The organism is Streptomyces sp. 1331.2 (assembly GCF_900199205.1).
In the GTDB taxonomy this organism is placed as follows: domain Bacteria; phylum Actinomycetota; class Actinomycetes; order Streptomycetales; family Streptomycetaceae; genus Kitasatospora.
The window spans coordinates 5296703-5317879 of the sequence record NZ_OBMJ01000001.1; the positions used below are offsets into that span (position 1 = coordinate 5296703).

At 73.9% G+C, this 21177-nt stretch carries 19 protein-coding genes and 1 tRNA gene; 14 read left to right on the top strand and 6 right to left on the bottom strand.

Going from position 1 to position 21177, the window contains the following annotated elements; genetic code table 11:
* Window positions 1–21 precede the first annotated feature (21 nt).
* Both CRP52_RS22780 and CRP52_RS22785 read left to right on the top strand, forming a co-directional pair.
* A complete protein-coding gene (locus tag CRP52_RS22780) occupies window positions 22–2646 on the top strand; it encodes a phosphoribosyltransferase (protein WP_097238077.1) in 2625 nt (874 codons plus the stop codon).
* Window positions 2646–3476 carry an HAD family hydrolase gene (locus CRP52_RS22785; protein WP_097238078.1) on the top strand — a complete coding sequence of 277 codons (831 nt, stop codon included), beginning with the start codon at window positions 2646–2648 and terminating at the stop codon, window positions 3474–3476. Before CRP52_RS22780 ends, CRP52_RS22785 begins: the two co-directional genes overlap by 1 nt.
* A gap of 89 nt (window positions 3477–3565) precedes the next feature.
* Here CRP52_RS22785 and CRP52_RS22790 read toward each other — a convergent pair whose 3' ends face one another.
* Complete coding sequence (locus tag CRP52_RS22790; RefSeq protein ID WP_030058700.1) at window positions 3566–3781, bottom strand: FmdB family zinc ribbon protein; 216 nt, start codon at window positions 3779–3781, stop codon at window positions 3566–3568.
* A gap of 77 nt (window positions 3782–3858) precedes the next feature.
* Window positions 3859–5226 carry a hypothetical protein gene (locus CRP52_RS22795; protein ID WP_179852889.1) on the bottom strand — a complete coding sequence of 456 codons (1368 nt, stop codon included), beginning with the start codon at window positions 5224–5226 and terminating at the stop codon, window positions 3859–3861.
* Between the two features lie 161 nt (window positions 5227–5387).
* Here CRP52_RS22795 and CRP52_RS22800 point away from each other — a divergent pair.
* The 6 genes from CRP52_RS22800 to CRP52_RS22825 all read left to right on the top strand — a co-directional run bounded on the left by CRP52_RS22800 (window position 5388) and on the right by CRP52_RS22825 (window position 11585).
* Window positions 5388–5462: transfer RNA gene (locus tag CRP52_RS22800), tRNA-Val, on the top strand.
* A gap of 125 nt (window positions 5463–5587) precedes the next feature.
* Window positions 5588–6292: a VIT1/CCC1 transporter family protein gene (locus CRP52_RS22805; protein ID WP_097240275.1), complete on the top strand. Its 705-nt coding sequence runs from the start codon at window positions 5588–5590 to the stop codon at window positions 6290–6292.
* A 111-nt stretch (window positions 6293–6403) separates the two neighbouring features.
* Window positions 6404–8947, top strand: coding sequence for an ATP-dependent Clp protease ATP-binding subunit (locus tag CRP52_RS22810; protein ID WP_373560569.1), 2544 nt, complete (start codon window positions 6404–6406; stop codon window positions 8945–8947).
* A 123-nt stretch (window positions 8948–9070) separates the two neighbouring features.
* Window positions 9071–10369 (top strand): sensor histidine kinase, encoded by a 1299-nt coding sequence (locus CRP52_RS22815; RefSeq protein WP_097238080.1) that lies wholly within the window; start codon window positions 9071–9073, stop codon window positions 10367–10369.
* Window positions 10366–11046: a response regulator gene (locus CRP52_RS22820; protein WP_097238081.1), complete on the top strand. Its 681-nt coding sequence runs from the start codon at window positions 10366–10368 to the stop codon at window positions 11044–11046. The genes CRP52_RS22815 and CRP52_RS22820 overlap by 4 nt, the downstream gene beginning before the upstream one ends.
* Before the next feature lie 248 nt (window positions 11047–11294).
* Window positions 11295–11585: an SHOCT domain-containing protein gene (locus CRP52_RS22825; protein WP_097238082.1), complete on the top strand. Its 291-nt coding sequence runs from the start codon at window positions 11295–11297 to the stop codon at window positions 11583–11585.
* An 18-nt stretch (window positions 11586–11603) separates the two neighbouring features.
* Here the strand turns inward: CRP52_RS22825 and CRP52_RS22830 are convergent, their stop codons facing one another.
* From CRP52_RS22830 to CRP52_RS38420, 3 genes are all read right to left on the bottom strand, one after another.
* Window positions 11604–12488, bottom strand: coding sequence for a metallophosphoesterase family protein (locus CRP52_RS22830; protein ID WP_097238083.1), 885 nt, complete (start codon window positions 12486–12488; stop codon window positions 11604–11606).
* 115 nt (window positions 12489–12603) lie between these two features.
* On the bottom strand, window positions 12604–12927 hold the full coding sequence (locus CRP52_RS22835; RefSeq protein ID WP_097238084.1) for a hypothetical protein: 324 nt from the start codon (window positions 12925–12927) through the stop codon (window positions 12604–12606).
* 95 nt (window positions 12928–13022) lie between these two features.
* Window positions 13023–13178: a hypothetical protein gene (locus CRP52_RS38420; protein WP_179852625.1), complete on the bottom strand. Its 156-nt coding sequence runs from the start codon at window positions 13176–13178 to the stop codon at window positions 13023–13025.
* 154 nt (window positions 13179–13332) lie between these two features.
* Here CRP52_RS38420 and CRP52_RS22840 point away from each other — a divergent pair, with 154 nt between their 5' ends.
* From CRP52_RS22840 to CRP52_RS22865, 6 genes are all read left to right on the top strand, one after another.
* The gene (locus CRP52_RS22840; RefSeq protein ID WP_097238085.1) at window positions 13333–13962 is read left to right on the top strand and encodes a TetR family transcriptional regulator; all 630 of its coding nucleotides are present in this window, start codon (window positions 13333–13335) and stop codon (window positions 13960–13962) included.
* Between the two features lie 208 nt (window positions 13963–14170).
* Window positions 14171–14998: a S1 family peptidase gene (locus CRP52_RS22845; RefSeq protein WP_097238086.1), complete on the top strand. Its 828-nt coding sequence runs from the start codon at window positions 14171–14173 to the stop codon at window positions 14996–14998.
* Window positions 14999–15259: 261 nt separating this feature from the next.
* Window positions 15260–16753 carry a S28 family serine protease gene (locus tag CRP52_RS22850; protein ID WP_097238087.1) on the top strand — a complete coding sequence of 498 codons (1494 nt, stop codon included), beginning with the start codon at window positions 15260–15262 and terminating at the stop codon, window positions 16751–16753.
* Between the two features lie 153 nt (window positions 16754–16906).
* The gene (locus CRP52_RS22855; RefSeq protein ID WP_097238088.1) at window positions 16907–17608 is read left to right on the top strand and encodes a TetR/AcrR family transcriptional regulator; all 702 of its coding nucleotides are present in this window, start codon (window positions 16907–16909) and stop codon (window positions 17606–17608) included.
* A complete protein-coding gene (locus CRP52_RS22860) occupies window positions 17592–19226 on the top strand; it encodes an acyl-CoA dehydrogenase family protein (protein WP_097238089.1) in 1635 nt (544 codons plus the stop codon). Before CRP52_RS22855 ends, CRP52_RS22860 begins: the two co-directional genes overlap by 17 nt.
* The gene (locus tag CRP52_RS22865) at window positions 19223–20269 is read left to right on the top strand and encodes an amidohydrolase family protein (protein ID WP_097238090.1); all 1047 of its coding nucleotides are present in this window, start codon (window positions 19223–19225) and stop codon (window positions 20267–20269) included. Before CRP52_RS22860 ends, CRP52_RS22865 begins: the two co-directional genes overlap by 4 nt.
* Here CRP52_RS22865 and CRP52_RS22870 read toward each other — a convergent pair whose 3' ends face one another.
* Window positions 20270–21094 (bottom strand): inositol monophosphatase family protein, encoded by an 825-nt coding sequence (locus CRP52_RS22870; protein WP_097238091.1) that lies wholly within the window; start codon window positions 21092–21094, stop codon window positions 20270–20272.
* Between the last annotated feature and the right edge of the window lie 83 nt (window positions 21095–21177).

A 21177-nucleotide genomic window follows, 5' to 3' on the forward strand; every position in this document is an offset into this window, starting at 1 on the left:
CCACCGAAGGCAGGACCAGCAGTGACAGCAACACCGCAGACGTGGACCGGCCGTTGGGTCGCCGACCGGGCCGGGATCGTGCTCACCGGATCCGACCGCCTCACCGAACTCGTCGGCCTCGCCCTCCGGGAGAACGGCAAGCGCGCCCACCTGCTGGTCTCCACCGTGCTCGGCAAGCACGTGCCGCAGCGGCCCTCGGTGGTCCACGGCGCCGGACTCGAACTCGGCCGTACGGTCCGCGAACTGCTCGGCGAGCAGGCCGCTGCGCGGACCGTCGTGCTCGGCTACGCGGAGACCGCCACCGGCCTCGGCCACAGCGTCGCCGACGCCCTCGACGCCCCCTACCTGCACTCCACCCGCCGACCCGTCCCCGGGATGACCCCGCTCGGCGGCTTCGAGGAGGAGCACTCGCACGCCACCTCCCACCTGCTGCTCCCCGCCGACCCCGAACTCCTCGCCGGGGACGGGCCGCTGGTGCTCGTCGACGACGAGTTCTCGACCGGGACGACGGTGCTCAACACCATCCGTGAACTGCACGCCCGGCACCCGCGCGACCACTACGTCGTGGTCGCCCTGGTCGACCTGCGCTCCGCGGACGACCGGAACCGGCTCGCCGACGCCGCCGCCGAACTCGGCGTCCGGCTCGACCTGGTGGCCACCGCCAGCGGCGGGGTCGAGCTGCCCGAGGACATCATCGAGCGGGCCGGGCGGCTGATCGCCCGGACGGCAGCGGCCGACGCCCCCACGGCGGCCGCCGGCCGCGGCTCGGCCGACCCCGCGCCGCTGGTCCGGGTCGGGCTGGACTGGCCCGCCGGGCTCCCGGACGGCGGCCGGCACGGCTTCACCGCCCACGACCGCACCCGGCTCGACGCCGCCCTGCCCCGGCTGGCCGGGCAGCTCGCCGAAGCCCTGCCAGCGGCGGCCCGGCGGGTGCTCGTCCTCGGCTTCGAGGAGCTGATGTACGCGCCGCTGCGCCTGGCCGCGGCCCTCGACGAGCACCTCGGCGGCGACCGCGTCCGCTACTCCACCACCACCCGCTCGCCCGTCCTGGCGGTGGACGACCCCGGCTACGCCATCCGCACCCGGCTCGCCTTCCCCGCCCACGACGACCCGCAGGACGACGCCCCGCGCGAGCGCTACGCGTACAACGTCGCCCCCGGCGGCGACGCGGCGCGGCGCTTCGACGCCGTCGTGCTGGTGGTGGACGACGTCGCCGACACCCCCGCGCTGCACCGGGGCGAGCGGGCACTGCTCGGGCAACTGCGGCAGGTCACCGACCGGGTGGTGCTGGCGGTGCTGCCCTCGCACCGGCCGGTGCCGGCGCCTCCGTCGGTGCCCGGGGCGGTGCCGGTGCCTCCGTCGGTGCCGGGTCCGTTCGCGTCGGTGCCCGGGCCGCCCGCGCCTGGGCTGCCTGCGCCGTTGTACGGGCCGGGGTTCTCCTCGTACCGGGCCGAGGAGGTGGCCTGGCTGCTCAAGGACCTCTCCGGCGTCGCGCTCGAAGCGCCCACCGAGGAACGCGAGGAGGCCGTCCAGAACGGCGGCGCGCACTACGCGGAGTCGCTGCCGGTCGAGTACCAGCCCAGCCCCGAGTACCAGGAGCTGTTCCACCAGGCGCTGCGCGGCTCCGCCCGCCGGATCGCGCTCGCCGTCGGCACCGTCGCCGAGACACTGCTGCGCGAGCGCGGCCCCGGCCTGGTGCTCGCCTCGCTGGCCCGGGCCGGCACGCCCGTCGGCATCCTGATCCGCCGCTGGCTGGCCTTCGCCCACGGCCTGTCCGTGCCGCACTACGCGGTCTCGATCGTGCGCGGCCGCGGCATCGACCCGGTCGCGCTGCGCTACCTGGCGGCCCGGCACCGTGCGCAGGACGTGGTGTTCGTGGACGGCTGGACCGGAAAGGGCGCGATCACCCGCGAACTCGCCGACGCCCTCGCCGGCACCGGCTTCGACCCGGACCTCGCGGTGCTCGCCGACCCCGGCCGCTGCGTGCGTACCTACGGCACCCGGGACGACTTCCTGATCCCGTCCGCCTGCCTCAACTCCACGGTGTCCGGCCTGGTTTCGCGCACCGTACTGCGGGCCGGGCTGATCGGGCCGGACGAGTTCCACGGCGCCAAGCACTACGCCGAACTGGCCGGGAGCGACGTCTCGGCGGCCTTCCTGGACGCGGTGGCCGCCTGCTTCGCGGAGGTGCGCGCCGCGGCGGTCGAGGGCGCCGACCGGCTCTCCGCCGACCCGGACCGGACGCCCGACTGGGCCGGCTGGGCCGCCGTCGAACGGATCAGCGCCGAGTACGGCATCGACAACGTCAACCTCGTCAAGCCCGGCGTCGGCGAGACCACCCGGGTGCTGCTGCGCCGCGTCCCCTGGCGGATCCTCGCCCGCCGCGGCGCCGGCGCGGACCTGCACCACGTCCGGCTGCTCGCCTCCCAGCGCGGCGTCGAGGTCGAGGAGGTGGACGGTCTGCCGTACACCTGCGTGGGCCTGATCCACCCGCGCTACAGCCGCGGGGCGACCGGGGGCGACGGGCGGTCGGTGGCGGCGGGTTCGCTGTCGGGTGCGGGTGCGGGTGCGGCTTCGGGCTCGGGTGCGGCTGAGGGTGCGGCTTCGGGTTCGGCTGAGGGTTCGGTGACGGGGAGGGATTCCTGATGGGTGTTCTGGTGGCGAGCGACCTCGACCGGACGCTGATCTACTCCGACCGGGCCCTCGCCCTGGACGTCCCCGACCGGCTCGCGCCGCGGCTGCTCTGCGTCGAGGTGTACCAGGGGCGGCCGCTGTCCTACATGACCGAACGGGCCGCCGGACTGCTCGCCGACCTCTCCCGGCAGGCCTGCTTCGTCCCCGCCACCACCCGCACGCCGGAGCAGTACCACCGGGTCAAGTTGCCCGGTCCGACGGCGGGTTGGGTTCCCGCGTACGCGATCTGCGCCAACGGCGGGCAGCTGCTGGTGGACGGCGTGCCGGACCGGGACTGGCGGGCCGAGATCACCGCGCGGATCGCCGACGGCTCGGCCCCGCTGGAGGAGGTCGTCCGGCGGCTCGCGCTCTGCGCCGACCCGCAGTGGACGCACAAGCGGCGCATCGCCGACGAGCTGTTCGCCTACCTGGTGGTCGAGCGCGCCGAGCTGCCGGCCGGCTGGCTGGAGGAGCTGACCGGCTGGTGCGCGGAGCGCGGCTGGGCGGTCTCGCTGCAGGGCCGCAAGGTGTACGCCGTCCCGGCGCCGCTCACCAAGAGCGCCGCACTCACCGAGGTCGTACGGCGGGCCGGGGCGACCACCGTGCTCGCCGCCGGGGACTCGCTGCTCGACGCGGACCTGCTGCTCGCGGCCGACGCGGCCTGGCGGCCGGGGCACGGCGAACTCGCCGACAGCGGTTGGACCGCCCCCGGCGTCACCGCCCTCGCGGAGGTGGGGGTGACGGCGGGGGAGGAGATCGTCCGGCGCTTCCTGGCCGGCGCGACGGCGGTGCCGGTCGGCTGATCCGTCGATCCGTCGATCCGTCGATCCGTCGACCTGTTGATCCGTTGGTCTGTTGACCTGTGGCTGACCGGCGGCCTGTCAGGCGGGGGTCAGCCGCAGCACCCGCCGCCGCAGCAGCCGCCCCCGCCACCGCCGGCCGGGGCCTGCTGGGCGCCGGCCGCGCCGGTGACGGCGACGGTGGACAGCAGCTTCACGGTGTCCTCGTGGCCCTGCGGGCAGACGGCGGGGTCGCCGGCCTGCGCCATCGGGCGGCGGAGCTCGAAGGTGGCGCCGCAGGAGCGGCAGCGGAAGTCGTAGCGTGGCATGACGGCAGGGTACCGAGGAGACGGCCGTCCGCTCCAGAGGAGACCGTCGCCGGCCCGTACCGCCGGTACCACCCGTCCTACCGGTGCCCCAGGTCGCCGCGGATCAGCCCGATCACCTGCGCCGCCGTGTCCCGCACCGCCGCCAGTTCGGTGAGGAAGTGCCAGTAGTCGGGGTGCCGGCCGGCCGCCTCCAGGGTGGCCACCGCGCGGTCCAGCCGGGCCACCGCCTCGTCCAGCGGGGCGGCGTGCCGCGGGTCCGGGGCGTTGCGCCCGGCCATCGCCAGCCGCTGCGCGTCCCGGATGGCGAAGCGGGCGCGCTCGATCTCCCGGTTGGGATCGTGCTGCACCTCGTTCAGCTGCCGCAGCCGGTCGTTCACCGCGACCACGGAGCCGTCCGCGGTCTCCAGCAGCGCGCGGACCGTACCGATCGCGGCGGTGGCGTCCGCCCAACGCTGCTCGTCCCGGGCGCGGGCGGCCTCGGCGAGCTTGCGCTCGGCGGCGCGCCCGCTCTCCGCGACCTGGTCCGGCACCCGCTGTAGGTCCTGCCAGCAGGCGGTGCTGAACCGGCGGCGCAGCTCGCTCAGGGCGGGGTCGACCGTCGCGGCCTTGGTCTCCAGGGCCTGGATCCGGGTCCGCAGGCTCGCCACCCGCCGGTCGATCTCCCGCGCCCGCTCCGGCAGCTGCCCGGCGTCGGCGGCGACCGCCTCGGCCCGCCGCTTCACGTCCTCCGCGCGCTGCAGGGTGCCCGCCACCCCGTGCCGGGCCGGGCCCTCGTTCAGCCGGCCCAGCTCCGGTGCCAACTCGGCCAGCCGGGCCGCCAGGTCGTCCGCCCGCAGGCCGGCGCCGCGCGCTTCGTCCAGCGCGTTGGAGGCCGCGAGCAGCGCGCGCTTGGCCTGCTCGACCGCCGGGGTGACCCGCATCAGCTGCTGCTCGGCGTGTTCGAGGGTCGGCTGCAGGCGGCGCAGGAAGTCGTTCAGCTCCGCCTTGGCCGAGCCGAGCTGGCCCTTCACGTCCTCCAGTTGGCGCCGGGCCTGTGCGGCCGCGCCGGAATCCAGGGCCTCGCTGTCCAGGTTGTGGGCGTCGAGCGCGCCCAGGTAGTTCACCGTGACCTGCTCGACCCGGCCGGAGATGGCCGCCAGATCGGCCAGCGCGCGCTGCGCCGTCGGCCCGTCCTCGGCCGCGCGGACGGTCTCCACCGCGAGCTGCACCTCGCGCTGCGTCTCCTCCAGCTCGTAGAACGCCTCCTGCGCCGCGGCCCGGGCCTCCCTGGCCCCCGCCCGTACGCCCTCGCCGCCCCCGCGCCGGCCCCACCAGCCGCCCGTCCCGGCCGACGCCAGCCCGACCGCCCCCAGCGCACCCGCCAGCACCACCGGCAACACCAGGGCGTCCGCCAGCGCACTCCCCGCCCGACGCCGCCCCCGCCCGCTCCCGCCGGCCACCGTCACTGCGCGCTCCCTGCTCCGACCCGCTGATCCGGCCCCATTCTCCCCGATCACCCCACCCGCCCGTCACCCCCTCCCCACCCCCTTCCGCCCGCCCGGCCCGCACCACCCTCCGGGACCAGGTACCCTAGGCACTCGTCGTGTGCCCGCCAGGCCACGGCCGGGGGCGCGTAGCTCAGCGGTAGAGCGCTGCTCTTACAAAGCAGATGTCGGCGGTTCGAAACCGTCCGCGCCCACCATTTCGAGGGCCGGTCCGGGAGGTTCACACCTCCCGGACCGGCCCTCGGTCGTTGTCGGTGGCGGGGCCGGGCGGGGCGGGTGAGGATCGGGGGGCGTGGTCGGGTCGCTGAGAGCGCGGTGGCGGATGGTGGAGGAGGTCGGGGGGTCGCGGGCGGCGTTGTCGTCGCGGCTGAACTGGCTGCGGGCGGCGGTGCTGGGGGCGAATGACGGGGTGGTGTCGACGGCCGGGATCGTGACCGGGGTGGCGGGGGCGACCGGGTCGCGGTCGGCGCTGCTGGCGGCGGGGGTGGCCGGGCTGTTGGCGGGGGCGATGTCGATGGCGGCCGGGGAGTACGTGTCGGTGAGTACCCAACGGGACACCGAGCGGGCCGCGTTGGCGAAGGAGCGGCGGGAGCTGGCGGAAGACCCGGAGGGGGAGCTGGACGAGTTGACCGACTACTACCGGGGGAGTGGGCTGGCGGAGGAGTTGGCCCGGGACGTGGCGGTGGCGTTGACCGAGCGGGACGCGCTCGCGGCGCACGCGCAGACCGAACTCGGCATCGACCCGGAGGCGTTGACCAACCCGTGGGAGGCGGCGCTGGCCAGTGCGGCCGCGTTCACGCTGGGCGCGCTGGTGCCGCTGCTGGCGGTGTTGCTGCCGCCGGAGTCGTGGCGGCTGGCGGTGACGGTGGTGGCGGTGGTGGCCGCGCTCACCCTGTCGGGCTGGGCGAGCGCCCGGACGGGCGGGGCGGGACCGGCCCGGGCGGTGGGGCGCAACGTGGCGGGCGGGCTGCTGGCGATGGCGGTGACGTACAGCGGTGGTGTGCTGCTGGACCGCTTCACGGGGTGACGGAGCAGGGGCGTGCGCTCCGGGACGGCGCCGCCCCGCTCGACAGGCGGGGGTGCGCGGCCTGTGTTTGTGTGGCTGCAAATCGCTTGGGAGAGGTGAATCGCCGTGACCATGCCCCCGTTCGGCTCGAACGATCCGTTCTCCGACCTGCTCAGTCGGTTCTTCGGGATGAGCCCGCTGGCCTCCCCGCCCGCCGTGCAGCGGGTACCGATCGGGCGGCTGCTCAGCGAGTCCTCGCAGGAACTGCTCGCGCTGGCCGCGCAGCGCGCGGCGGAGGACGGCTCCAGCGACCTGGACACCGCGCACCTGGCCTGGGCGGCCACCCGGGTGGAGCCCTCGCGCCGAATGCTGGAGCGGGCGGGCATCGATCCGGACCGGCTGTCCGGCGACCTGGAGCACGCCCTGCCGTCCGGCACCCCGGACGCCGTCGACGGACGGCCGGCGCTCACCCCCTCCGCCAAGCGCGCGCTGCTCGCCGCGCACGCCCGCTCGCAGGAGGCCGGCGCCTCGTACATCGGGCCGGAGCACATCCTGGGCGCCCTGCTGGACCAGGAGCGTTCGGGCGCGGGTACGGCGCTGCGCAACGCGGCGCCCTCGCAGGAGTCGTTGAAGTCGGTGCTGGAGGGGCGCGGCACCGGCGGTGAACGCAGCAGCGCGGGGGCGCACCCGAGCGAGACGCCGACGCTGGACGAGTACGGGCGCGACCTGACCGAGGAGGCGCGCGCCGGCCGGCTGGACCCGGTGGTCGGGCGGGCCGAGGAGATCGAGCAGACCGTGGAGATCCTCTCCCGGCGGACCAAGAACAACCCGGTGCTGATCGGTGAGCCGGGCGTCGGCAAGACCGCGATCGTGGAGGGCCTGGCCCAGCGGATCGTCTCCGGGGACGTGCCGCAGAGCCTCAGGGACAAGCGGGTGGTCACCCTCGACCTGACCGCGCTGGTGGCCGGCTCCAAGTACCGGGGCGAGTTCGAGGAACGGCTGAAGAACGTGATCGACGAGGTCACGGCGGCCGAGAAGAGCGTGATCCTGTTCCTGGACGAGCTGCACACCGTGGTCGGCGCGGGCGGTGGCGGCGAGGGCTCGATGGACGCCGGCAACATCCTCAAACCGGCGCTCGCGCGCGGCGAGTTGAGCGTGGTCGGCGCGACGACGCTGGACGAGTACCGCAAGCACGTGGAGAAGGACGCCGCGCTGGAGCGCCGCTTCCAGCCGGTGCTGGTGCCCGAGCCGAGCGTCGAGGAGACCATCGAGATCCTGCAGGGGCTGCGCGACGCGTACGAGGCGCACCACCAGGTGCGGTTCACCGACGAGGCCCTGGACGCGGCGGCGCGGCTCTCCGACCGGTACGTCAGCGACCGCTTCCTGCCCGACAAGGCGATCGACCTGCTGGACCAGGCCGGTGCGCGGGTGCGGCTGCGCAGCCTGAGCGGGTCCACCGAGTCGACCGGGGTGCAGGACCGGATCACCAAGCTGAAGCGGGAGCTGGAGGAGGCCGTCACGGACGAGGAATTCGTCCGGGCCGCCAACTTGAAGACCGAGCTGCGCCGGACCGAGGACGAGCTGGCGGCGATCGCCGAGTCCCGCGAGGAAGTCGTCGACGTGACGGCCGAGGACATCGCGCAGGTGCTGTCCTCCCGGACCGGCATCCCGGTCGCGGAGCTGAACGCGACCGAGAAGGAGCGGCTGCTCAAGCTGGAGGAGCACCTGCACGAGAAGGTGATCGGCCAGGAGGAGGCGGTCACCGCTGTCGCCCAGGCGGTGCGCCGCGGCCGGGCCGGGATGGGCGACCCGGAGCGACCGACCGGCTCCTTCCTCTTCCTCGGGCCGACCGGCGTCGGCAAGACCGAGCTGGCGAAGGCGCTGGCGGCGCTGCTGTTCGGCGACCCGGACCGGATGATCCGCTTCGACATGAGCGAGTTCCAGGAGAAGCACACCGTCTCCCGGCTGGTCGGCTCCCCGCCCGGGTACGTCGGCTACGACGAGGCGGGGCAGCTGACCGAGGCGGTGCGCCGCAAGCCGTACAGCGTGCTGCTCTTCGACGAGGTGGAGAAGGCGCACCCGGACGTCTTCAACCTGCTGCTCCAGGTGCTGGACGACGGGCGGCTGACCGACTCCCAGGGACGTACGGTCGACTTCCGCAACACCGTGGTGATCATGACCAGCAACCTCGGCTCGCAGCGGATCCTCGACCACTCCGGGAACGTGGACGAGATCCGCGACGACCTGATGCGCGACCTGCGGCAGCAGTTCCGGCCGGAGTTCCTCAACCGGATCGACGAGGTGATCGTCTTCCACACGCTCACCCGGAAGGACCTGGTGTCGGTGGTGGACCTGCTGCTGGACCGCAGCCGCCGGCGGCTGCGGGCCCAGGGCGTCCGGCTGGACGTCACCGAGGCGGCCAAGGAGTTCCTGGTCAACCGCGGCTACCAGCCGGAGTTCGGGGCCAGGCCGCTGCGCCGGACGATCCAGTCGGAGCTGGACAACCGGATCTCCAACCTGCTGCTGGACGGCTCCGTGCGGGAGGGGGACACGCTGGTCGCGGACGTGAGCGGCGGCGAGCTGGTGGTGAGGCTGACGCGGCCGGAGGCGTCGGCGGCCTTCGAGGAGGCGGAGGAGAAGGCGGAGGCGGGGGCGGCGAAGGGCGGGGAGAGCTGACTGCGGCGGGGGCGGGATCGGGGGCGGGGTCGGGGTCGGGGGCGGGCGTACTCCCGGGGGAGTACGCCCGAACGCCACTGGTGGAGGACGCGTGAGGACGGGGCGCGGGTCTAGCTTGTGGGCATGATGCCGCCCACCTCGCAGCCGCCGGAGCCGTTCCGGGAGGGGCCGTCCGCGTCGGGCCCCTCCCCGTCGGGGCCGTCCGCGGAGGGGGCGCCCGAGCCGGGGCGCCCGCCGCGGGCGCGGGTGCCCGGGGCGGGCCGGCCGCTGGGGCAGCCGGTGGCGGTCGCGGTGGGGCAGGCGGTGGCGGTCGCGATGGTGCAGGTGGTCGGGTCGACCTTCGCCGCGCACAACCAGCACGGCCGGGCCCCGCTGGACGCCTTCGGCTACCTCCTGCTGCTGCTCGGGCCGGCCCTGCTGGTGCTGCGCCGCCGCCGGCCGGTCGCGGTGGTGGCCGGCACCTCGCTGGTCACCGCCGGGTACCTGGCCGCCGGCTACCCGTACGGGCCGGCCTTCGTGAGCTGGCTGATCGCCTGCTGCGCCGCGATCGGCGCCGGGCACCGCCGGGCCGCCTGGGCGGGGCTGGCCGGGGTCTACCTGGTGCACGTGCTGGCCACCTTCGTGCTGCCCGCGGACTGGCAGCGCGCCCGCCCGCCGTCCGGCTCCCCCTGGCTGCCGGAACTCGGGTTGCTGGCCTGGCTGTTGCTGGTGGTCGCGGGGGCCGAGCTGGTGCGGTTCCGGCGGGAGCGGATCGCCGCCCACCGGGCCTACCGGCAGCAGCTGGAGGAGCGCCGGGCCAACGAGGAACGGCTCAAGATGGCCCGGGAGTTGCACGACATCCTGGCGCACAGCCTGTCGCTGATCAACATTCAGGCGGGGGTCGCGCTCGCCCTGCTCGACCGGCGGCCGGCGGAGGCCCGCACCGCGCTGGTCACCATCAAATCGACCAGCAAGGAGGCGCTCGGCGAGGTCCGCCAGGTGCTCGCGACGCTGCGCGGGCCCGGGGCGGCACCGCGCGGGCCGGCCCCGGGGCTGGACCGGCTGGACGAACTCACCGAGCAGGCCGACCGGGTGGGCCTGGAGGCCGAGGTGCACGAGCGCGGTGATCGGCGCCCGCTGTCCGCCACCGTCGACCTCACCGCCTTCCGGATCGTCCAGGAGGCGCTGACCAACGTGGTGCGGCACTCGGCGGCCCGGCAGGCGGTCGTGGTGCTGGACTGGACGGATCCGGCCGTGCTGGTCGTCCGGGTCGAGGACCCGGGGCCGGCCGTGCTCGGCGACGCCGGCGGGTCGGGCAGCGGGCTGGTCGGGATGCGCGAACGCGCGGCCGCGTTCGGTGGCACCATCACGGCGGGGCCGCTGCCCGGCGGCGGTTTCCGGGTCCGGGCGGAGCTGCCGACACCGAAGGCGGAGAGTGAGTGATTCGGGTACTTCTGGCGGATGACCAACTGCTGGTCCGGGCAGGCTTCCGGGCCCTGCTGGACCTCCAGGACGACCTCACGGTGGTCGGCGAGGCGGACGACGGGGAGGCGGCGCTGCAGCTGGCCCGCGAGCTGGTGCCGGACGTGGTGCTGATGGACATCCGGATGCCGCGGATGGACGGCCTGGAGGCGACCAGGAGGATCGCCGAGGATCCGGCGCTGTCCTCCGTACGGGTGGTCGTGCTGACCACCTTCGAGCTGGACGAGTACGTCTTCGAGGCGCTGCGCTCGGGGGCGGCGGGATTCCTGGTCAAGGACACCGAACCGGCCGACCTGCTGCGGGCGATCCGGGTCGCGGTGGCGGGGGACGCGCTGCTCTCGCCGGGGGTGACCAGGCGGCTGATCGGCGAGTTCGCGGCCCGCTCGAAGGCGCCCGAGGCGGCGCCGCAGGGGCGGCTCCCGGACGTCTCGATGCTGACCGAACGGGAGCGCGAGGTGCTGGCGCTGGTCGGGATGGGGCTGTCCAACGAGGAGATCGCCCGGCGGCTGGTGGTCAGCCCGCTGACGGCGAAGACGCACGTCAGCCGGGCGATGGTGAAGGTCGGCGCGCGGGACCGGGCGCAGCTGGTGGTGCTGGCCTACGAGTCGGGGCTGGTGCGGCCGGGGTGGCTGGGCTGAGCCTGCTGTGGACGGGCCGGCTGGGCTGAGCCGGTCGTGCCCGGGGCTCTTGGCCCTCTGCCCGGGGACGTCCCGGTTCTGCCCGGGTACTCCCGTCCCGGCGTGTCGCGGGGCGTCCGTACTCTCCGGGGAGTATCCCAACTGCCGCTGCTGGTAGGACGCATGATGAGACTCCGGTGAGGGACGCTCTGGACATCTCGGGAACCGCCCGAGGTCCTGGAGGCCCACCACCGAGGAGTTGAACCACCATGTACACGCAGCTGGCCGATTGGCACGGGCCCGGCCCCTGGATCCTGCTGGTCCCCCTGATCTGGATCGCCGTGGTCTTCCTGGTGATCCTGGCGCTGCGGCGGACGGTCTGGCGGCGGCGCGGCTGCGGCTTCGGGTACGGAGCCGGCGCGGCCGCCGAGCACCCGCTGGCCGTCCTCGGGCGCCGCTACGCCGAGGGCGACATCGACGCCGAGGAGTACCGGGCCAGGCGGGCCGTGCTCAGCGAACCATCCCGTGACGACGCCCGAGGAGGCGGCGGTGGCAGGTGACTGACGCGTTCCGGAGGGTCACTCCGTGGCCTGCGGGAACACCTCGCGCAGCAGCGGGTCCGGCAGGCCACGCTTGCGCCACTCGCGCGGGTAGCCCAGCGAGACCTCCTCGAAGGGGACACCGTCGTAGGTGGTCCTGCGCGGGATGTGGAGGTGGCCGTAGATCATCGCCGCGGTGTTGAAGCGGCGGTGCCAGTCGGCGGTCAGCTCGGTGCCGCACCACTGGGCGAACTCCGGGTACCAGAGGACCTCGGTGGGGTTGCGGACCAGCGGGTAGTGGTTGACCAGGACGAGCGGGACGTCCGGGTCGCAGGCCGCCAGCCGCTCCTCGGTCAGCCGGACGCGCTCGCGGCACCAGGAGTCGCGGTCCGGGAACGGGTCCGGGTGGAGCATCCGCTCGTCCGCGCAGACGATGCCGCTCTCGTAGGCGGCCTCCAGGGACTCCTCCTTGGTGGTCGTGCCCGGCGCACGGAAGGAGTAGTCGTACAGGACGAAGAGCGGGGCGATGCGGACCGGTCCGTCCGCGCCCTCCCAGATCGGGTACGGGTCCTCGGGAGTCAGCACGCCGAGGCCGCGACAGAGCTCGACCAGGTGCTCGTAGCGGGCCACCCCGCGCAGCTGGACCGGGTCCTGAGGGTGGGTCCACAGCTCGTGGTTGCCGGGCACCCAGACCACGCGGGCGAAGCGTTCGGCGAGTGAGCCGAGGGCCCACTCGATGCTGGTGGTGAGTTCGGCGACGTCACCGGCGACGAGCAGCCAGTCGTCGGGGTGGCTGGGCTGCAGCTTCTCCACCAGGTCGCGGTTCTCCTGGTAGGAGATGTGCAGGTCGCTCACCGCGAGCAGTCGGCCGCCCGTCGGGGCGGGCCGTGCCGGCTGTGCGTCGCTGCGGTTCTCCGTGGCCACTCCTGCCCCCTGAGGTCGTCCGGCCGATGGGGCCCACCCTACGTGGCAGGCCGGGGGAGCGGGGCGGGTTGACGGGATCAGTTGTTCGACGGGCAGGAAGGGAGTTGAGGCCGGCTCAGGAGCCGAAATCCATCAGCACGCCGTGGGAGGTGGCGGTGGTGACGGCGAGGAGCGCCAGCGAGGCGACGCCGAGCACCAGGCCGAGGACGGCGCGGCCGCGGCGGTTGGTGCCGCGGACCAGGGCCAGGGTGGCCAGGGTGATGGCGATCGGGCCCAGGACGATGTTGAAGAGCAGCAGGCCCGGGAGGCCGAGGAGGAAGGAGGCGATGGCCAGGCCGTCCGCTTCGGCGGCGCTCCGGCGGTCGGGGGCCTGCCGGGCGGGGGTCTGAAGGGTGGTGTTCTGGCGGGCGGTGTTCTGGCGGGCGGTGACGGTGCTCATGGCGGTGCGGGTCCTCTCGTGTCGTGGAGTGGACGCGGGTGTGGTCCGGGGAGCGTTTGGGGCTGCGCAGCGTCCGGGTCGGCGCAGCGTCCGGGTCAGCGGTGGCGCAGGCGGGAGATGCCCTCGCGGGCGCCGAACGCGAGCAGCCAGGCGGTGATGGCAGCGGAGGCGGTGAGGAAGACCGGGAGCGAGGTGTGGGCGGCGGTGCCGATCAGGACGCCCATGGCGATCAGGGCGGAGAGGAGGATCACGGCTGACTCCTTCGGCTGAGGCTGAGGTGGCGGCTGCGGGGCAGGGGCTGGCAGGGGGAGGCTGAGCCGGTTTCGGTTGACAAGTGTTCACCGACTTCGGTCCCACTGTACGCCCGGCTGGCCAAGTTCGGCAAACGAATGTTTACTGAATGGCGTGAGTCACACCGTGGGGGCCAGACAGGCCCAGAAGCAACAGAGTCGGCGGGCCTTGCTGGACGCGGGGTTGCACCTGCTGGCCGATCAGAACCTGGCCAGCCTGGGCGTCCGCGAGGTCACCCGGGAGGCCGGGCTCTCCCCGGCCGCCTTCTATCGGCACTTCCCGGACCTCGCCGCCCTCGGCGTCGCGCTGGTCGAGGAGTCGCTGGCCAGCCTGCACGTCATGATCCGCTCGGTGCTCGCCGAGGCCGGCGGCGCCGAGGAGGTGATCGACCGCGCGGTGGACGTGATCGAACGGCACGTCCGCGAACACCGCCCGCACGTACGGTTCCTGTCGCGGGAGCGGCACGGCGGGGTCCGGCAGGTGCGTGAGGCGATCGATGCCGAACTCGGCCGCTTCGCCGCCGAAGTGGGGGCCGCGCTGGCGCTGCAGCCGGTGTCGGAGGGGTGGAGCGAGCGGGACCTGCGGATGCTCGCGGAGCTGTACGTGGATCACATGGTGTCGACGGCCTCCGCCTTCCTGGAGGCACAGGAGGCCGACCCGGCCCGGGAGCGCAGCATCGCCGACACCGCGCGCTTCCAGCTGCGCCTGATCAGCCTGGGGCGGCGTCACTGGCAGGGGCGCTGACCGACCGGGGAGCGGGGCGGCGAGGGCCGCGGTGGGCGGTCGTGGGCGGCGACCGGGTGCCCCGGCCCCGCCCGGCCGGCAAGCGGCCCGGCAACCGGTCCGGTAATCGGCCATTGCCGTCGGGATGGTTTCTTGGTCTCGCTTTGACTCTTGACAGTGGGTCATGTCCGCGACAGCTTTGGTGGACCCCCACACCGAGAGGTCTCTCATGAAGAAGCCGCTCATAGGCACGCTCGCCACCGTCCTGGTCGCCGGTGCCACCGCCCTCGTCGGCGCCTCCCCGGTCCAGGCGGCTCCCACGGCCACCGTCAACTTCGCCGGGACGGTCGCGCTTAGCAACTGCTCCGGCTCGCTGGTGCGGATGCCCGGCTCGGCCGCGAGCGACCCGGCGCTCGTGCTCTCCAACGGCCACTGCCTGGAGTCCGGTATGCCCGGCCCCGGCGAGGTGGTCCTCAACCAGGCCTCCAGCCGGACCTTCACCCTGCTCAGCGCCACCGGTGGCCGGCTCGCCACCCTGCGCGCGACCAAGGTGGTCTACGGCGCGATGACCGACACCGACGTGTCGATCTACCAGCTGAACGCCAGCTACTCCTCGATCCAGTCGCGGTACGGGATCGCGCCGCTGACCGTCGCCGCCGGCCACCCCGTCCAGGGCACCTCGATCAAGGTCGTCTCCGGCTATTGGAAGAAGATCTACTCCTGCTCGGTCGACGGCTTCGCCTACCGGCTGAAAGAGGCCGACTGGACCTTCAAGGACTCGGTCCGCTACACCTCGGGCTGTGACGTGATCGGCGGGACCTCCGGCTCCCCGGTGGTCGACGCCTCCTCCGGCCAGGTGGTCGCCGTCAACAACACGATCAACGAGAGCGGCGAACGCTGCACCCTGGACAACCCCTGCGAGGTTGACCAGAACGGCGTCGTGACGGTGCGCCAGGGCATCGGCTACGCCCAGGAGACCTACGGGATCCCGGCCTGTTTCGCCGCCGGCAATCGCTTCGACCTCACCCTCCCCGGCTGCACCCTGCCCCGCCCCTAGGGCGGGTCCTCACGGGAGCCCTCACGGGGAAACCCGCATGAGGAACCCCCATGAGGAACCCCCATGAGGAACCCGCACGAGGAACCCTCACGGGGAAACCCGCACGAAGAACCCCCATGTGACCAGCACTTCCGCCCCGATGGGCCATCCGCCGACGGCGGGTGGCCCATTCGGCCGTCCCCCGGGCGGCCGTCGCACCGTTGGCACCGCAGAGTCGTCCTGACAGGCGGCATGCATGTCCGTTGACCAGATGGAGAGTTGATGACCACCACCGTGAGAAGGCTGCTGGTTTCCGCCCTGCTGATACCGCTGCTCGCGTTCGGCGGCCTGGCGTCCCCGGCGCTGGCCGCCGACGCCCAGGGCGCCCGGGGGGCCGGATCCGCCCACGGCCGGAGCCCCGCCGACGACCCGAACGCCGACATCAAGGACCGCCTGGCGGCGATCCCCGGGGTCACCATCACCGAGGAGAAGCCGACCACCACCGGTCACCGCTACTTCATCGCCACCTACACCCAGCCGATCGACCACTTCCGCCCCTGGCTGGGCACCTTCCAGCAGCGCTTCAGCGTGCTGCACCGCGGCTACGACCGCCCGACGGTCTTCTACACCAACGGCTACACGCTGGGCACCAACCCGTCCCGCACCGAGCCCACCCGGCTCGTGGACGGCAACCAGGTCTCCATCGAGTACCGCTACTTCACCCCGTCCCGCCCCGAGCCGGCGGACTGGTCCAAGGCCGGCATCCGGCAGGGCGCCGCCGACTCGCACCGGCTGGTGACCGCGCTCAAGCGGATCTACGACCAGGAGTGGCTGTCCACCGGCGCCAGCAAGGGCGGCATGTCCTCCACCTACTACCGCCGCTTCTACCCGGACGACGTGGCCGGCACGATCGCCTACGTCGCGCCGAACAACACCGACGTCAACGACTACGCGGCCTACACCCAGTTCTTCAGCACCGTCGGCACCCCCGAGTGCCGGAGCCGGCTGAACGCCGCCCAGCGCGAGCTGCTGGTGCGCCGTGACCGCCTGGAGGCCCGCTACGTCGCCGACAACAAGGCGGCCGGCTCGACCTTCGGCACCCTCGGCACCCCGGACCGCGCGTACGAGGCCGGAGTGCTGGACGTCGTCTGGGCGTTCTGGCAGTACAGCCTGGAGGCGGACTGCGCAAAGGTCCCGGTGGCCGCCACCGCGACCGACGACGAGCTGTACGCCTGGTTCGACGCCCAGTCGGGCATCACCGGCAACAGCGACCAGTCGCTGGCGAAGTACACCGCGTACTACTACCAGGCCGCCACCGAGCTGGGTGCGCCGTTCTTCGACGTCTCGTACCTGAAGGACCTGCTGCACTACGACTACAAGGAGCTCTACTCGGCCCGCAGTTACGTGCCGAAGGAGATCCCGACCGCCTTCAACCCGTACGCGATGACCGACGTCGACCGCTGGGTGAAGCGCGAGGGCGAGCGGATCATCTACGTCTACGGCGGCAACGACCCGTGGGGCGCCAAGCCGTTCCGCCTCGGCCGGGGTAGTGAGGACAGCTACGTCTACACCGTGCCCGGCGGCAACCACGGCTCCAACATCGGCAAGCTGCCGGCCGCGCAGGCCGCGGAGGCCACCGCCAAGGTGCTGGAGTGGGCCGGTCTGGGCGACCAGGACAAGGCCCGCTCGCTCGCCAAGTCGCCGCAGCTGATCCCGGACTTCGGTCCGCTGGACGTCGAGGGCCAGCGGCTGGAGCAGGAGCGCCGCCCGCTGTAGCACCTGAGCCGACCAGGGCCACGCAGACAGGAGGCCGCCCCGCTGCCCGGGGCGGCCTCCGTGCGTCCGCCCCCGACCGCCGTCCACCCCCGACCGCGGACCACGGGCGACCGCTCCCTCCCCGAAGTGCTGAATCGGTGCTTCAATGCTTCCATGGCCTACCGACGCACGCCCGCCGTACAAGCCCGCCTGGATGCCCAGCGCGAGGCGGTACTGCAGTCGGCCGTCCTGCTGCTCGCCGAACGCGGTTACGGGGGCTGCACGATGGCGGCCGTGGCAGACCGTGCCGGGATCGCCACCGGCAGCCTCTACCAGCACTTCGCCAACAAGGCCGAGCTGTCCGTGCAGTTGTTCCGCCGGGTGGTCACCCGCGAGATCGACGCGGTGAACGCGGCCCTCGCCCAGCGGGACACCCCGCAGCAGCGGATCGCCGCCGTGGTCGAGACCTTCGCCACCCGCGCCCTGCGCGCACGCCGGCTGGCGTACGCGCTGCTGGTCGAGCCGGCCGACGCGGTGGTGGACGGCGAACGCCTGGTGTTCCGGCGGGCGTTCCGGGACGTGATAGCCACCGAGATCGCCGCCGCCGTGGCCGGCGGCGAACTGCCGGAGCAGGACCCGGTGTTGACCGCTGCGGCGCTGGTCGGCGCGGTCGGCGAGGCCCTGGCCGGCCCGCTCGCCACGGCCCCCCGGCAGAGCGGCGACCAGCACAGCGACGACCGGCAGAGCAGCGACCGGCACAGCGGCGCTGACGCCAGCCACAGCGACACCCTGCACAGCGACAACACCACGGTGGTCCCCGCCCTGGTCTCCTTCACCCTGCGTGCCCTGGGAGGACGCGATGACAGCGACGCATGAGGTCACCAACCAGGTGCCACTGCCGTACGGACACGACACCGCCGCCGACCCCACACTGCTCGCCGCCCTGGACCGGGCCGGCGCCGGTTGGGCCGAGCCGGAGCTGCGCGAGCTGGGCCGGCTGGCCGGCTCCGAGCAGGCCGCCGAGTGGGGCCGGCTGGCCAACGAGAACCCGCCCGTGCTGCGCACCCACGACCGCTTCGGCCACCGCGTCGACGAGGTCGAGTTCCACCCCGCCTGGCACGAACTGATGCGCACCGCCGTCTCCTACGGCCTGCACGCCGCACCCTGGCGCGACGAACGGCCCGGCGCCCACTCCGCCCGCGCCGCCAAGTTCTTCGTCTGGGGCCAGGTCGAGGCCGGCCACACCTGCCCGATCTCGATGACCTACGCCGCCGTCCCGGCGCTGCGCGCGAACCCGGCCCTGGCCGCGGAGTTGGAGCCGCTGCTGGCCGCGCGCGAGTACGACTACGGGCTGCGCGAGCCGCGCACCAAGCGCGGGCTGATCGCCGGCATGTCGATGACCGAGAAGCAGGGCGGCTCGGACGTCCGCACCAACACCACCACCGCGGTCCCGCAGCCGGACGGCACCTACCGGATCACCGGCCACAAGTGGTTCACCTCGGCGCCGATGTCCGACCTGTTCCTGACGCTCGCCCAGGCCCCGGGCGGCCTCAGCTGCTTCGTGCTGCCGCGGATCCTCCCGGACGGCAGCCGCAACCGCCTGCAGCTGATGCGGCTCAAGGACAAGCTCGGCAACAAGTCCAACGCCTCCGCCGAGCTGGAGTACGACGGCGCGGTCGGTTGGCTGGTCGGCGAGGAGGGCCGCGGGGTGCCGACCATCATCGAGATGGTCAACATGACCCGGCTGGACTGCACCGCCGGCGCCGCCTCCGGCATGCGCTACGGCGCCACCCGGGCCGTCCACCACGCCCTGCACCGGCGGGCGTTCGGCAAGGCGCTGGTCGACCAGCCGCTGATGCGCAACGTGCTCGCCGACCTGGTGGTGGAGTCCGAGGCGGCCACCGTCGTCGCGATGCGGCTCGCCCACTCCACCGACCTCGCCCTGGCCGGGGACCGGACCGAGGCGCTGGTCCGGCGGCTGGGCCTGGCGGTGGCCAAGTACTGGGTGTGCAAGCGCGGTCCGGCACACTCCGCCGAGGCGCTGGAGTGCCTGGGCGGCAACGGCTACGTGGAGGAGTCCGGGATGCCCCGGCTCTACCGGGAGGCCCCGCTGGTGTCGATCTGGGAGGGTTCCGGCAACGTCGCCGCCCTGGACGCGCTGCGCGCCATGGCCAGGAGCCCGGAGAGCGTCGAGGCCTTCCTCGGCGAACTCGACGCCGCCGCGGGCGCGGACCGCCGGCTGGACGCGGCGGTCGCCGCGCTGCGCAAGGACCTCACCGACCCGACCGACCTGGAGTTCCGCACCCGCCGGTTGGTCGAGTCGATGGCGCTGGCCTTCCAGGGTTCGCTGCTGGTCCGGTACGGCAGCCCGGCGGTGGCGGACGCGTTCTGCGCGAGCCGGCTGGGCGGCGACCACGGCGCGGCCTTCGGCACCCTGCCGGCCGGGGTCGACACCGGGGCGATCATCGACCGGGCCCGGCCGGTGCCGGCGTGAGCGAGGTCGGGGAGACCCGGGAAGTCAGCGAAGCCCGCGAGGCCCGCGAGGCCCGGGAAGTCCGGGAGGTCCGAGCGTTCTGGCAGGCCCTGGGCCTGCCCGGACTGGTCGACGTGCACACCCACTTCATGCCGAAGAACGTCCTCGACAAGGTCTGGGCGTACTTCGACGCGGCCGGCCCGCTGATCGACCGGCCCTGGCCGATCACCTACCGCGAGGCCGAGGCCGAACGGGTGCGGCGGCTGCGGGAGTTCGGCGTCCGGGCGTTCACGGCCATGCTCTACCCGCACAAGCCGGGCATGGCCGCCTGGCTGAACGCCTGGGCCGTCGACTTCGCCGCCCGCACCCCGGACTGCCTGCACACCGCGACCTTCTTCCCCGAGCCCGGGGCAGCCGGATACGTCGCCCGGGCGATCGAGGACGGCGCCCGGGTGTTCAAGGCGCACCTGCAGGTCGGCGGCTACGACCCGACGGACCCGCACCTGGACGAGGTCTGGGGGCTGCTCGCCGAGACCGGCACCCCGGTGGTCAGCCACTGCGGATCCGGGCCGGTGGCGGGCAAGTTCACCGGTCCCGGCCCGATCGGCGAGGTGCTGGCCCGGTACCCGGGGCTGGTCCTGGTGGTCGCCCACCTCGGCATGTCCGAGTACCGCGACTTCCTCGACCTGGCCGAGCGCCACCCGTCCGTCCGGCTGGACACCACCATGGCGTTCACCGACTTCGTCGAGGCCGAGGACCCGTTCCCGCGCGGGGAACTGCCGCGACTGCGCGGCTTGCAGGACCGCGTCCTGCTCGGCACCGACTTCCCGAACATCCCGTACCGCTACCTCCACCAGCTGGAGGCGCTGGCCGGGTTGGGGCTGGGGGAGGAGTGGCTGCGGGCGGTCTGCCACGACAACGGCGCCGCGCTGTTCGGGCTCGGCCCGTCCTTCGGGCTCGGCCCGTCCGTCGGGCTCGGCCCGTCCGTCGGGCTCGGCCCGTCCGTCGGGCTCGGCCCGTCCGTCGGGCTCGGCCCGTCCATCGGGCTCGACAGAGCGGGCTGATCAGCGCACCGCCCGAAGGACCCCCAGCGCGTCCGCGTGCAGTCCGGGCGCGGCGACGAGGATGCTGTCGGAGCCGGCCGTCCAGGCCGATCCGGCGGCGTCCGTCACCGCCGCGCCCGCCTCGCTCGCGATCAGCGCGCCGGGCAGCAGGTTGCCTGCGTCCAGGCCGTACTGCCAGAACAGCGCCAGGTGCCCGGAGCCGACCTGCGCGACCTGGAGCGCCGTCGGGCCGAGGTTGCGCACCGCCAGGACTGCGCCCGCCATCGCGGACAGCGACTCGCCCGCACGGCGCAGCGCCACCGGGTCCGCGGCCACCGCGGGCGGCTGGCTGGTGGTGGCGACGGTGATCGCCAGTTCGCGCTCCAGCGGCGCGATGGCCAGCCCGTCCAGGTCGGCGCCGCCGCCCAGCACGGCCCGGTAGGTGCGCCCGCCGTCCAGCTCCGGGGCGTGCACCACGGCCAGCACCGCCGCGCCGTCCCGCACCAGCGTGGCAGTGACCGCCCAGTGCGGCTGGCCGAGCAGGTACTGCACCGCGCCGTCGGTCGCGTCGCACAGCCACCACTCGCCCTCGGCGGGCATCGAACCGTCGAGTTCCTCCGGCACCCAGCCGGCCTGCGGGCGCAGCGCCGTCAGCCGCTCCCGCAGGCCGGCGGCGGCCGGGCCGTCCAGCTCCGCGAAGCGCGCCCCCGCCTCCGCGAGGGTCCGCGCCGTGGTGGGCTCGGTGGACCGACGTGCCGCCAGCTCCGCGCCGACCGCGCGCACCGCGGCCTCCACACCCTCCGCCAGCGTCCACAGCTCGTTCGTCTCGTACGACTCGATCGGCATGGTGACCCCTCCTCGCTCCCGGCCGGGCCGCTCCGGCCCCGCAGGACAAGGTGTAGCGTCAGGGCTGCCGAACAGGACGCTCA